The sequence below is a fragment of the Parabacteroides goldsteinii genome (assembly GCF_020091425.1).
GTDB lineage: Bacteria > Bacteroidota > Bacteroidia > Bacteroidales > Tannerellaceae > Parabacteroides > Parabacteroides goldsteinii.
On sequence record NZ_CP081906.1, the window covers coordinates 3,829,522 to 3,844,101 of the forward strand.

Genomic DNA, 14,580 nt, shown 5'->3' on the forward strand with positions numbered 1-14,580 from the left:
GTCCCTGTTTTTTCTACAAATATAAACTTTAAATCTAAATGATTACAATAAAAGCAAAAATCCCGATTATCTACACCCGACTTAATTATTACGACGATATTCAGTCGGTGTCATCCCGTAACTCTGTTTAAAAGCCGTACTAAAATAACGAGCGCTGGAAAAACCGGCACGATCTGCAACCTCCTGAATACTCATTTCTTTATGAGAGGAAAGCAGCCGGGTTGCCTCGACCATCCGGAACCTGATCACATAATCGCCAATTGAAATATCCGACAAATGGCAAAACTTGCTGTAAAGCGTCGTACGGCTCATAGCCATCCCTGAAGCAATAAAAGCTACATTCAAATCCGGATTAGTCAGATTCTCACGAATCAACGTATTCAATTTTTGCATAAACTGTTCATCCGCATTACTTACAGCATCCTCTTTAGGAGAGAACAGACAACCGGATTCCCGATAACGTGCACGAAGCTGATCGCGTTGTTTCAATATATTCTGCAAAATTACTAACAAAGAATCTACATCAAACGGCTTTGCCAGGTATATATCCGCACCAGACTTATACCCTTCGAGCGAACTCGCCTGATCTGCTCGGGCGGTAAGTAAAACGACAGGTATATGACTAACTGTCACATCGTTTTTAATCCGGCGACACAGTTCATAGCCATCTGTCCGAGGCATCATCACATCACTTACTATAATATCCGGCTGATATTGCCCCAAAAGTTCCCATGCTTCTTCTCCGTCTGCTGCCACATAAACTTCTTTAAACTCAGCCTGCAAAACACCAGACAGATAGTTGCGTAAATCTGTTTCATCTTCGGCCACTAGTAAGGTGTATTTCGCAAGCGATATATCGGCTTGCCCTACCCCAGCATTCTCTTCCGCCACACCGGCATTCTCCATACCAAAACCGACTACCTCATTCGACTCTCCCGAAACAGAGGCCTGTTCCAGCGGCAAATCGAAATAGAAAGTCGCACCACCGTCTTCATTACTATAAGCTCCAATATTACCTCCATGCAACTCCACTAATTTACGAGCATAAGCCAATCCGATTCCACTACCTTTACGATCATGGTCACCTTGATAAAAACGGGAAAAAAGACGATCCATATCTACATGTTCCAATCCAATACCTTGGTCAGCAAGAGAAATACGCACATTTGTTCCTATGCGTTCTGTACAAATAACTAATAGAGTATTCGGTTCGCTGAACTTCATCGCGTTTATCAATAAGTTAGATAAAACGACACGACATTTAGAAGCATCGAAGGGGACTTTCTCCACTGAAGTATCCAACCTGAATTCCAAGCTAATTCCACGAGCTTCAAATTCCGGAATGAAATCATCCGTTACCGACCGTATCCAATCATTGAGATTGTAAAAACAGATATCCATGACATCACCGTTCGTGTCCGATTTTTGGGCATCGAGCACCATATCTACTATTTCCCGCATCCGGCTGGTCTGTAACAACATACCGTTCAATTGGAGGGATACATCTTCATCCGTCACTTTTCCGGATTTCAACAAACGTTTAAGTGGGGCATAAATCAAGGTCAGTGGCGTACGCAGTTCATGACTGATATTAACCATAAAGCGAACTTTCTCCTCATAGAACTTACGTTCATGCTCTTTCATCGCCCAAGCAAGTTCGCGCTCCTTCTTCTCCATTATCAAACGGATACCCCATCCGGTTATTATCAGAACTACGACAATCATTAATGCTATAAACCATACCCGCTGCCACAAAGGAGGAACCACATTAACGGTTAATAATTTCAATGGTACACTCCAATCTCCGTTCCTCTTCCCATACGAAACCCATAATTCATAATTACCAGGGGTAAGAGCCGGAAACGAAAATGCATGACTGGAAGTCTCCAATAGTTCCTCACGATCCCCCTTAATGGCAAAACGGAACAATTTTTTCCGCATCAAATCCTTCTCTTTTACGATGACACTCAGTCCCAGAGAAGCATAATCCCATGGGACGGAAATGACTTGTTCTCCAAATATGCCGTCCGGATGAATTGGCGAACCATCCAAAGCCAGATTGATCAAACTGACGGAAAAATCTTCTTCCTTTTGGAATTCCTGATCAGGTCGTATTCTTACAACTCCATCCACACCTGCAATATAAATATCTCCGGAAGAGGTTTTTAAAGCCGGCTGCGGTAAAAACTCACGTGTAAAAACACCATCGGATTCTCCGAAAACGATTACACGTTCCTCCTGAGAAACATACGCATATAACCCATCATGAGTACTCACCCAAAGACGATCATGAGTATCGAAAGCTAAAGACGTAATCCCGATAAAACGCTTCGTATCAACAGTATCTATCTTTTGTGTAGTGCGGTCATATACATATAATCCGGAAGAAGTCCCCAACCAGAAACGTTTATTTTTATCTTGTTTTACCGAAATAATTGTTCCGAATTCTTCCTTTGTCACGAATAGCGGACGTAACTGTTTATGCGGAAAGTCCAACACATATATAGCCTTAGAAGAACTTATGTAACACGAATCGCCAGAAACAAAACAAGGAGCTAAAAAATTATGAGGTACCATATCTTCCGGCAAAGATTCAAATTGTTGTTTTTTTGTGTCATACACACAAAAATAATTATCTGTTAAAAGGTAAAAACGGTTTTCATCCACACGATACAAACGAACCGCATTCCCTAGCAGAAATAAATCATTTCGAACATTCCCCCAGTTTAACCGAAACTCCCGGCATTCTCCGGTCGTTTTATTAAAAAGACAAAGGCCGACACCAAATAAAGACAACAACAATTCCGAGTCACTATAGGGCATAATGGAAACAATTTTCATATCCGATGTTTTAGGATATTTCTGAAACATTTCCTTTACCGGATCAAACAAATTAAGACCACCACCATCTGTTCCCATCCAGATTTTCCCGTCCGTATCTTCATACATGGAAGTAACCGACTGGAAACTTAATCCATAGGATACCCCGGGAGGAGCATCCCGATAGGTAGTCATAAAAACGGGTTTGATTCCTATCAGTCCCCCCCGGATACTACCAGCCCATATGTTATCTTCATCATCAATGTAAAGACTGGCAAAAGAATTTACCGGAAGAGAGTGATGATCGCCGGGCAGATGCATGATGGCTTTCACTGACTTATTCTTGTAATTATAAATATTGATACCTCCTCCATCTGTCGCCAGCCAAAGTTCACCATCTTTTTCCCGCATATCCTGTACGATATTATGAGTCAACCTGTCTGGTGCTTCCAGATGTTCCAATAGCTCTCCGTCATAACTATAGCAATATACACCTTTATTATAAACAGCCACCCAAATCCTCTGCTGTGAATCCAGATACATCGAAGAAATATTCTTTTCTTGAATAAACGAGACCTGCTCTATCTCTCCGGTATCCGGATAATACCACCAAAGCCCACTTCCCAAAGAAGAAAACAAAACCTTCCTATCCTCTTTATTATACAAAAAAGCATAATTGGGTAATAAATCAGGTAACTGCCCCTTTTCCGGACATTTAAAAATCTTTTTTTCTGCATAGGAATAACAAAATCCCCCTTTCTTTCCTAAAAAATAGATTCCATCCGGCATAAGAAAACAACAAGTTACAACCACCGGTTCACCATCTATTTTCTGACGTATAAATTTTTGGGTATCACGATCGAAATAAGCGAGTCCGCGACTGGTTCCAACCCAAATATGTCTTTCCGCATCTTCTTCCAGAAAAACGATGTCATTATAAGGGAGAGAATGCGGATTGTCTTTTTCCTCCTGATAAACCGTTACCTTTTCCCTGTCAAAACGATTTAACCCGAAGCGGGTACCGATCCATATAACGCCCCTGTCATCTACCAATACACACTTTACAGAAGACTGCGATAATCCGTCCTGTAAAGAAATCTGTTTAAAATAATACCTTGGGGTTGCACAAAGCTCCCCCGTTAAGAATACAAAAAACAATAATAGATTTAATTGTAGATACTTCCCTAATATTTGCATAACTATATATCACCCATTGTTCGACAAAAATACAAAATCATCCGAAATACAAGACCTGTATAGCATAAAAAACGATTCCTGAATTTTCCTGAACGATATCGAACATAAGGAAATACCCCAAAAGCATAGATTTGCAACAGGTAAAATTAAACAAAAAGTGTACTATTAAAAGTTTTTTATGTTACTCAGAGTTGGTATATATTCTATTTTTTTGATTATGATGCTCGTTAAATGCATCTTACCGGACGAAAAGCCGGAAATCATTCCTTTACCTCAACAGAGTGTATTAGATAAGGGGGATTTTATATTCGATCCAACAACCCTTATTAGTGTCGAAAATGAAAAACAGGCTATGATTGCCCGAGAATTGACCGGTATATTTACTCAAGCAGCCGGATTCAATCCTCAAATAGCGATACAAGAAAAACAGGCTGATATCATATTCCATACAGACATGAGTTTGTCGGCAGAACATTATAAACTAAACATCAGTCCATCCTGTATTCTGGTAGAAGCTTCAGGAAACAAAGGATTTTTTTACGCGATACAAACTTTGCGCTTTCTGCTTCCTCCGGCAATAAACAGCCAAACACCGGTAAAAAACATTCAATGGAATGTTCCGGGAATGACTATACATGACGGTCCCCGATATAACAATCGGACAATAGTACTACACACACCTTTCAATCTCATCCCAAAGAATAATCTCGAACAATTGATCGATTGTATGGCCATGTTAAAAATAAACCGACTTCATTTTATACAAGAACCTTACGATAGAACACCGGAAATACAACAGGGATTAGAAAACATGACTTCATATGCCCATTCTAAAAAGATTACGATTTCAAGCGGGATGACGCGATCAGATGGCATTATATCCAATCTTCCTTTCTATGTGGAACAAATCATCCGGAAATCCAATATCAGCGATTCCAAGGACGACAGAAAACTATTATTTAAACATTTAGCCTCTATTGCCGAAAAAAGCTGGTCAAATCCTCTAGAAGCAGAAGGCAATAAAAATTCCAAAAGAGTGGAAATGCTCGCTTTATATATAGAAAGCAAGACTTTATAACGGTAGAAAAAAAATAATAGCAACACGTAACTTATTTATCCTTATCATATCTATTTGCCTATGTAGCAGTGCTGATGAGAAAAAAAGTCAAGCGTCTCACCAGCTTTCAGGTCGTGCCCTTTTTTAATAACAACCATAAACAGAAAATAGTTGATGATACCGACAACCTCCAAACAGTGTTCACGCGAAACCAGTTAAACATTCACAAATATCCCTATCGATTTTAACACAAAATATCCTTGTCTTACCTCCGTATTAGCTCCGTTGAACCTCCGTTAAAGGTCCGTTAAAGGTCCACTCCCTACAATCGGAGGTAAAAGGGAGGTAATTCTTTAACAAATGGGCCGTTTTTCAGCAGTCTATGTTAATGCGATTTTAACACGATTTTTTTCGCGGTTGTTATAAGGAGTGAAGAGGTGGTGTATATAAAAAGATAGTTTCACTCACAATATTAAAAAAAACACAAGAAATATTTGCACATAAAAAAACCAATCATGATATTTGCAATATCAAAATGAAACAAATAAATTTTTTCATAGTTAAGGTTTTGGTTAATTTGTAAAGGTCTCATTTGTGAAAATGGGCCTTTATTTTTTATCTGCGAATTAAAATCTTATGCCGCTCGATGACAGCATTATCTTTCATATTTCCACCTAAGCACGGTACATGCCCCGCTGTCAAAATCCATTCTGGAGAAATAATAACCCCTCCACCAGTAAATTCACCATTAATAAAAATCGCAGCCTGAAAAGGACGTTGAGATATATCAACTGCAGTACCTTCAATAATTCGAAGTTGAGCGTTAGCTATAAATTGTACAACTAAACAAAATAATAATACAATCAATTTCATTTGTTTCATGTTTTATTTGTTTCAAATAATTATCGTTTTCTCAATTCTTGTAAAAAAGCCTTCGGATATGATAATGAATCAAACCCATAATCCAAACCGTCCCAAGCATTAAATGCGTCTTTGTCTATCACCCTATTATTAGTTATAGATGCTGTTACATATACAGAATACAATGTTACCGGATTATTTGTTACCTCATACAAGTAATCAAAAGGAACTTGATATTTGTTTAGTTTCTTCGCTTCAACACCAAAAGATTTATCCATTATATCCGATACAACATCCGTAAAAAAAGTATCTCTTTGGGCTGATGCATAATACTCTCCGGCATATTGGGAGTAAGACATTTGTACAAACGTTTTATTTGAATAAGGTATATACCCTACTATAAAAGCCGGTTCATCTTCCAACTCCAATACAATTTTTTCATCTTCAATCTCTTCATAAAAGAAAAGTTCTTCTTCACTGCACCCTGCCACCATTACCAACAACAGCAGGGAGAAAATAAGTTTCAACAGTTTCATGATCTATAATTTTTGTAATGTTTCTAACTACTTTGACAATGCCTCCAATATTTGTTTTCTGGTTTTACGAAAATGATCTCCATCGGTGTCATAAAGAGTCCAATGGAATACAGTCAAACGGCAAAGCTCTTTAGCCAGTTCGGGATCTTTCTTTTCCAACATCTTTAATAAAGTATAATCTGCAATCCCATCACGCATGGCTTCCAGACGAATTGAACCATACAGTTTGCCGTTATCCGGATAAACAATCCAACTGTCTCCTCCTGGTAAGGTATTTCCGCTTTCCGTATTCATTGTAGTTGTTTCTTTATAAGGATCGTTATCGGAAAACCACTGATTGAATCCCCAATGCAAATAACCGGTTGCTCCGTATTTGTAATTAAGCCAATGAATCAAACGAGTTTTAATGAGAGGCTGCTCCAAGAAGCGATTGGCAAAATCTCCCTGAGGAGCCAGGCAAGTATAAAACCATACTTCGTCACCTTTCCTCTGACGGTCGCAATAAAAGTCATAACCGTCTTTGTAGAAATTCAACTGTGGGACCCATATATCTAACGTATTTTCCAAATCATGTGAATGGCAAGCTTCGATAATTTTAATTTCCGGAGCCAGCTGCTTAATAAAACGAGCTATTTCTACGTAACTTTTTATGTTTGAACTAATAGGTTCGTCTGCAATATGTTGTGCATATATTTCTCCTACTTTCAGTTCTTTTAAATGGGACATCAAGCTAGGAATGAATTGCTTATAAAAATTTTGCGCATTTTTAGATGAAATCGGATATTGGATCATCTTTTTTTTCCCATCTTCATATTCGGGCACATAGGGTTCAAACTGGCTATCCCAATTACCGGAACGTCCTGCAATATGCCCGCCTTCGATCATTTTCAATACACCTGCTTTTTCGAATATGGAAATCATTTTATCAAATTGCGTATAATCAAATGAATAAATGCCGTCCTTTTCCTCAAATTCGATATATTGTAACGGAGAGACCAATATTACGTTTGAATAACATTCCTTCAACTTTAAGGCTAATTCTTCGACCATCTTCCAATATTCCATAGAATAAAGTTCCACGTCTTTCCCACCATTAAAAATTTTCATTTTTTCCGGAGATGTGCTGAACCAGTTAGTCACCCATAAAGAAGGCTCTTCCAAAACAACAGGGTACACTTTAATCCGAATCTCCTTTTCCAACCGGACGGGTTTGCCTCCGGCCTTCCCCGTCAAGCAAAAAGTAGCCTTATAATCGCCTGGGACAGCATTTGCCGGGACAGCGGCTGTCAACCAGATAGGTTGCGCCATATCGCGTGCGACATTCCAACGGTCTTTTTCAATGATTGGGTCCGGATAATAATGAGACAAAGAGGTAATCGCATCTTTTGCCCGGTCAGGTGTTTGACGGCTTACTCGCACATAGTCCACAAATCCGGAACGTACGGCAGGCAACGTCTTTCCTTGTTCATTTGTAAAAGTAGAAACTTCCACTGATAAATCCTCCAACATTTCAGAACTACGGACAACAAACTGGAATGTAGCATGTTCTCCAGCCGCCACTACTTCTGTTTCGTCGTATTCCGGGAAAAAGTTTGATTCCCTGAACACTTTCAGAAAAGGATCCACTTGTGAAAAACTAACGTAATTTCTTGTATCAGAATTTCCTGCACATGAGACAAACAGTATGCAAAATAAAAAATAAAAAAGATGCTTCATGATATATGCTTTTAAATTAAAAATTAATACAATGCAAAGAAACCCTGCAAGGGTTCTCACGAATACTTGCAGGGTAATTAAGGTCTATTTAAATTATGTTGAAAATCATTCCAATGCCGGCGAACTTGCTGTTGTCGGCCAGTAAGGATTCTGATACAAATTGGATGTTTCCAATTTCGAATCAGGAGAAGCCAAAGTAAGTTCTAGAACAGAATAAGGTGACAAATAATATGCCTTCCTCCATTGATATCCATCCCATACTTCATTATTTTCTTTGATTACGCGGTATGGGCGGAGATATTTACTGTCGTTCCGGTTCGAGATATTGGCATCGCCTTTACCTTCAGACTGTTCGACCAAGGCGGATTCGCTTGTCACGTTGCCTTTCCCATCGACTTTCAAGTAAGCTTCATTCTTATACATTTCCGTCCAGAAGTTTACACCTTCGGGAATGTATTTACCCATGTTTTCAGGGAACAAGGCATCGAAAGATCTCCAACGGATCAAGTCACCCCATCTTCTACCCTCACCGATAAATTCGCAACGACGTTCACGACGGATATTATACATTGTCGGATCTACTTTTTCCGAGCCTGAATAAACAGCCCAATCCGGTTCTTTTGAAAGATCGGTAGCTGCGATAGTCTTATTAAAATCAGGATCTACACCGGCACGTTCACGAAGTTTCCGCCAATAAGAGGCTGCTGTTCCATCGATAGATCCGTTTTTCAAATAAGAAGCTTCCAAATAGTTCAAATAAGCTTCAGCAGCACGGGCAACCACAATGCCATTGGTACCCCGTACACCATTACGGATTTGTGTGAAATCATAGCAATAATGTTTGCGCTGGCGGAAGCCGGTACGGTCACGGTGTTCTGTCAATGCCACAACTGTCGGTGCTTCAAAAAGATTTAAAGAATCCTCATTGACTACAACGGTTGATTCACCATACACGAACAATTGCAAACGTCCGTCGCGTCCTTCTTTTTGCCGGTCAATCGTCACGTCACCTTTATATCCGGAATTGGCAGCATAGATAGGCAAGCCGTTTTCCATCAGGAAGGCATCTACATAACTTTTTGTCATACCGTTGTTTCCACCTTCCATAATGTAAGCCATGAAACCGTGTGTGATACTTAGGTCGGCATCAAACTGACGCCACATCAACACTTCGTCCAAACTACTCGGATCAGGCATGGAAAACATTTCGAAATAAGGATTCCAACCGTAAATCTGGTTGATTGCCGGATTCAAGACTTTCGTATTTTGTACCAGTTCATGATTGTCGGCAATTTCTTTTGCCGCACTCATTGCCTGGGTCAGGAAGAAATCGATTTCCCCGTCAATGTTGAAAGACTTACCTGCATTGTATGACATGTTTGCTCCAGGCCATCCGGATTCACCCGGTACACGCGGCGTACCTTTGTGGTATTTCTCGAATGTCGCTTCATACAAAGCTACCCTCGATTTCACCAAAAGTGCCATTTCTTTCCCGATGCGGACTTTGTTAAATGCCGTACCCGGTCTCAACATAGAAATAGCTTTATCCAGATCTTCCAGAATAAACCGGGCTACCTCATTACGAGGTGCACGTTTGCTAAATTCCACCAATTCCTCTGTTTTATCTTCAGGAACCGTTGTTACGATCGGGAAATCACCATAGGTGCACAGACGATCGAAATAGGCCGTAGCACGCAGGAAATAAATTTCACCTATATAATGGTTGATTTCATCTATTGCACCGGAAATCGTACCGGCTTCTTTTTTAGGCAATACTTGTTCCAAGAAATAGTTCATGGCACGGATCAAGGTAAAATCGGGGCCGCCAGAAGCAGGAACCAACCAACGGTCGGCCGCAAAATAGCCAGTATTGGCCTCACCAACAACCATATTATCCGTATTACCATCCACATTCAAAGGACCGGCATTATACGCCGCATCATTCGTTGCAATAAGCGAAGTATAATAACTGATGGCATACGCGCCCAATTCTTCAGCAGAGTTAAAATATTGTGCAGGCGTAATGCTTGAGATCGGTTCCCTGTCCAGGAAATCGTTACATGACGATGTCAGTAAACCGAAAGCTGCTGCAATGGGAAAAAGATATATATTTTTTAAACTCAGTTTCATAATCCTCATTATTTAGAAATTAACATTCAATCCTACAGAAATCGTTTTACACAACGGGTACAATTTACCGTCACCCCAAGCTCCACCTAATGTTTCAGGGTCGAATACCCCGGTAATATCAGAGAGTGTCAACAAGTTATCGCCTGAAATATATAACCTGACAGATGACATACCGGCTTTAGAAATCCACTGCTGAGGCAATGTATAACCCAATTGTATGTTCTTCATACGGATATAAGCCGCATTCTGCAAGTATCCGCTTTGTACTTGTTGGTTCTTGCTGCCGTCGAAGCTGGCACGCGGATAGTAAGCATTCAGGTTGACACCTAGCGGGTCGTTTTCTCCACGCCAGAAGTCCCAGTGCTGCTTGAAACCGGCAGACTGCCACATACCGCCGCTTGCACCCCAGAAATACGGGCCGCTCAGCCAATAGTCGCGTTTACCTACACCTTGGAAGAATACAGAGAAGTCGAAGCCTTTCCAGGCAGCATCCAAAGTCAAACCGAAGTTATAACGCGGCGTGCTGTTACCGATTATTGAACGGTCGCCCGGGTTATCTACCGTATTACCACCTGTATTGACAACGCCGTCGCCATTCAAATCTTTATACATCACATCCCCAGGACTCCAACTTGATCCCCAGCTAGGTTTGTTGTTAGCCAAATGGGCATCCATCTGTTCCTGTGTCTGCGCGATGCCGACTGTGGTATATCCCCAGATTTCATTCAGCATCTTACCACTGTAATGCGGATTGCTCAATGATCTTGAATCATTCGGGTATCTGGTGATTTTTTGTTTTGCGTCAGACAATACAAATTTGGCGCCGTAACTAACCTCACCGATGCGGTCCCGCCATGACAGTTCCAATTCGAAACCGTACGACTTCATATCGGAGTTATTGATTTTCGGGGGAGTTGCACCCAAAGTACTCGGCAATTCAGGAGCCGGCCCGATCATATCGTACGTGTAACGTGTAAAGTAGTCGAACGATCCGGTCAAGCGATTGTTAAGCAATGCCCAATCCAAACCGATATCCCATGATTCGATTGTCTCCCAAGTTTTCAAAGAACTTACAATGGAAGGAAGGCTTGCCGTATTCGGTTTTACCCCATTCACCAACCAGCGGCCATTGGCAGTGCCGACCGGCATGGTCTGGTAGAACGGATACCAGGCATCGTTTGTGTCCGTGTTACCCAGCTGTCCCCAAGAACCTCTGACCTTCAAGGTGCTGAAAATGTCGGCCCAATTACCGAAGAACTCTTCACGGGCGATATTCCAACCGGCAGATATGGATGGGAAGAATCCCCAACGCTTGTCGCCGATAAAGCGAGAAGAACCGTCGTAACGTCCGTTCAGCTCAACCATGTAACGGTCTTTGTAGTTGTAGTTGATACGTCCGAAGAAACCGGCAACCGAGTTTTCGGCCTTGCCTCCTCCTACTTTTTGTTCGGAAGTGGTTTGGTTAATCGTCGGGACTTCAGAGGATATGATTTTATCACCTTGCCCGGAGAAGCTATCATATTTCGTCAGTTCGGCATTGAATCCGACCATTACTTTGAAGAAGTGGTCGTTGATTGTTTTCTGGTAGTCCGTATAGATATTGGTTGTGAAATAATCTTCTATATATCTATATTCGGAGATACGGCTGGCTCCCGGCGAATAAGAGGCACCACCGTCCCAGCTGATGGCATAGGGTTTATTGTCGGCGTCGTAGGCATAAACCGGCAACACAGCCCAGTGCTGATTGTTGGTATGCGTACGCATATTACCGTCAACATTGATTGTCCAGTCTTTGATCGGTTCGATTCGCAAGCCTATTTGTTGTGTGTAATAGTTCTTTTGCTGTGTCTGTACACCACCTTCTTCCATCTGTGTCAACTCCATGCCTTCAAACAGATGTCCATTGTCATCATATACCGGGCAGGTCGGCCAGCGGCGGGCGATGTTATGGAAGAACAAACCGGTCATATAAGTCGGACGGTCATAATCTTCACGTGTCCATTTGCTTGTGTAATTCAATGTAATCCATTTGGCTAATTCTGCGGAAATCTTTGCATCCAAGGTGTAACGTTGGAAATTATCCGACCCGTGGCGTATCAAGCCGTTCTGGTCGAGGAAGCTGCCGCTGACACGGTAGGTCAGTTTTTCGGTACCGCCGCTGACGCTCAGATTGTGCTCGTGCGAAGGTGCCCAGTTGCGGTAGACTTCGGCAAACCAGTCGGTATTGGCGTTGGCCCCGGTGTAAGCATTCCATTTGTTCTGGGCATTGGGGGTTGATACTGTTGTTATCTTGCCGGCTTGGTAATCCTGTATGCGCTGCATGACTTCTGCGCTGAAGACCGGGCTCTGGCCTGCATTGGCGGCTGCGGCATTGAAATATTGCGCGAACTGGTAAGAGTCCATCATTTCCGGTATCTGCAATGCGTCTGTGAAGCGGACGTTGCCGGAATAGCTTACGCTGGTCTTGCCGGCCTTACCTCCTTTTGTTTTGATCAAGATTACACCGAACGATGCACGTGCCCCGTAGATGGAGGAGGCGGCGGCGTCTTTCAAAACGGAAACCGATTCGATGTCATTCGGATTGACAGTGTTCATGTTGCCTTCGATGCCATCAATCAACACTAATGGTTTCGAGCCTGAACCGTCACCGATAGTACCGGCACCACGGATATTGAAGCTCATTTCATTGTCAAGCGTACCACCACCTGAATTCACTGAAAAGTTCAAACCGGGCACTACACCTTGCAGAGCTTGTGAAACATTCTGGACTGGACGCGATTCGAGTACTTCCGCATCCACCATGCTGACAGATCCAGTTAGATTCACCTTCTTCTGTGTGCCGAAACCTACAACTACCACTTCATCAAGTGTTTGCGTGTCTTCTTTAAGAAGGATTTTAATAGGGCTTCCCGTGTATTTTACCTCTTGGGTAATATAACCAACAAAAGAAATTTGAATCACATCCCCTTTTTTGACATTGGATAATTCAAAATTTCCATTCATGTCTGTAACAGTTCCATTCGTTGTCCCTTTTACGACAACTGAAGCTCCGGTTACAGGCCCCAAATCGTCCTCAATGGTTCCTGTCAGTTTGTCTGTTTGTTGAGTAATAGTTGTTGCTGCACTCACTTCCATAGCATGAAGTTGCCCTCCATAAGAAAAGGCTAACGAAAGCAACAAAACACCAACTGTTTGCATTTTTTTTAGCATAGCATTACTTTTAATTATTAAAACTAGGTTAACTATAAGGAATAACTTATGTTAATCAAAAGATTATAAACTTTGACGCCAATCATATTTATATTTGTTTTTATATTAGTTCTGGTAGAACTCAGTCCTTATTTTTCAATACCCACAAAGTTTACAAGCCTATTTCATTTACTTTAAAAACGTATGATTAGATTTTATTATAAAAGCTGATTTTCTTTTTGTTTTTTAAATATACCTTCTGTTGCTATTTTATTTTTTAAATATTTGAAAGGTTAAAATGTGATATATTTAAAAATAATATATATATTTGCACCGAAAACAAAAATAGTTCTACCAGAACTATGGTATTCCTTATTATATTCTATCTCTTGAAATTTCAGGGCAACCGCACCAAATTGTTTGAAAAGCCAACAGCAAAGACTTTTGGAGATCCGAAAAGCCCTCGTTTTTAGAAAAATCTATCTCCCAATGGAGTTTTATAAATTTACTTTCACCTTTCACCATCTATAACATATTATAAAGCAGGTAATTGCAGTAAAGGAAGAGTGAGGGGTGAAAAAACGGAGATGTTTGTCGCGAGCATCATACCAGTTTAGGAGGGATGAGTTCCTGGCTGTCCAGGCGAGAATATATTGCACGATTACGAAAGAAAGGAGTGGAAAATATGCATTTCCCCACTTTTCCCATGCCTATGGGGATTTTTCCCCACAAGCATGGGGAATATGCCCCACCAGTATGGGGAAAAGTCCCCACTATGGTGGGGAAATCTCTAACTTATCCAGCAATACATCATGTTCCACACCTTACGACATAAGAGGGGCAAACATCCCTTCCAATAAAAATAAAAACTAATACTATCTTAATATAATACATAACCCGACATTTAAGATATGTAAAATTAATATTACAACAACCACATTACATAAATATTGATTTTTAAGCATTATAAACATTCAGTTATTATCACTTCTTTATTAAAAAAAGACACTGCTTTCACAAGCAACGCCTTTCTTTATATAACTAACCTGTAGAAACAAATTACATTCTATTTAC

General features: G+C 40.9%; 7 protein-coding genes. 1 reads left to right on the forward strand and 6 read right to left on the reverse strand.

Features of this window, described 5'->3' with window-relative positions; all coding sequences use genetic code 11:
* Nucleotides 1-81: 81 nt before the first annotated feature.
* On the reverse strand, nucleotides 82-4,017 hold the full coding sequence (locus tag K6V26_RS16865; protein WP_317197495.1) for a hybrid sensor histidine kinase/response regulator transcription factor: 3,936 nt from the start codon (nucleotides 4,015-4,017) through the stop codon (nucleotides 82-84).
* 178 nt (nucleotides 4,018-4,195) lie between these two features.
* On the opposite strand from K6V26_RS16865, the gene K6V26_RS16870 reads away from it, so the two are divergent.
* Nucleotides 4,196-5,095, forward strand: coding sequence for a beta-N-acetylhexosaminidase (locus K6V26_RS16870; protein WP_224263375.1), 900 nt, complete (start codon nucleotides 4,196-4,198; stop codon nucleotides 5,093-5,095).
* Nucleotides 5,096-5,689: 594 nt separating this feature from the next.
* Here the strand turns inward: K6V26_RS16870 and K6V26_RS16875 are convergent.
* The 5 genes from K6V26_RS16875 to K6V26_RS16895 all read right to left on the reverse strand — a co-directional run bounded on the left by K6V26_RS16875 (nucleotide 5,690) and on the right by K6V26_RS16895 (nucleotide 13,527).
* Nucleotides 5,690-5,956, reverse strand: a complete 267-nt coding sequence (locus K6V26_RS16875) for a trypsin-like serine protease (protein ID WP_195585780.1) — start codon at nucleotides 5,954-5,956, stop codon at nucleotides 5,690-5,692.
* A gap of 20 nt (nucleotides 5,957-5,976) precedes the next feature.
* On the reverse strand, nucleotides 5,977-6,471 hold the full coding sequence (locus tag K6V26_RS16880) for a hypothetical protein (protein ID WP_195585817.1): 495 nt from the start codon (nucleotides 6,469-6,471) through the stop codon (nucleotides 5,977-5,979).
* Between the two features lie 27 nt (nucleotides 6,472-6,498).
* On the reverse strand, nucleotides 6,499-8,097 hold the full coding sequence (locus K6V26_RS16885; RefSeq protein ID WP_224263376.1) for a DUF4091 domain-containing protein: 1,599 nt from the start codon (nucleotides 8,095-8,097) through the stop codon (nucleotides 6,499-6,501).
* 195 nt (nucleotides 8,098-8,292) lie between these two features.
* Nucleotides 8,293-10,317 carry a RagB/SusD family nutrient uptake outer membrane protein gene (locus K6V26_RS16890; protein WP_224263377.1) on the reverse strand — a complete coding sequence of 675 codons (2,025 nt, stop codon included), beginning with the start codon at nucleotides 10,315-10,317 and terminating at the stop codon, nucleotides 8,293-8,295.
* A 12-nt stretch (nucleotides 10,318-10,329) separates the two neighbouring features.
* The gene (locus K6V26_RS16895) at nucleotides 10,330-13,527 is read right to left on the reverse strand and encodes a SusC/RagA family TonB-linked outer membrane protein (RefSeq protein ID WP_224263378.1); all 3,198 of its coding nucleotides are present in this window, start codon (nucleotides 13,525-13,527) and stop codon (nucleotides 10,330-10,332) included.
* Nucleotides 13,528-14,580 lie beyond the last annotated feature (1,053 nt).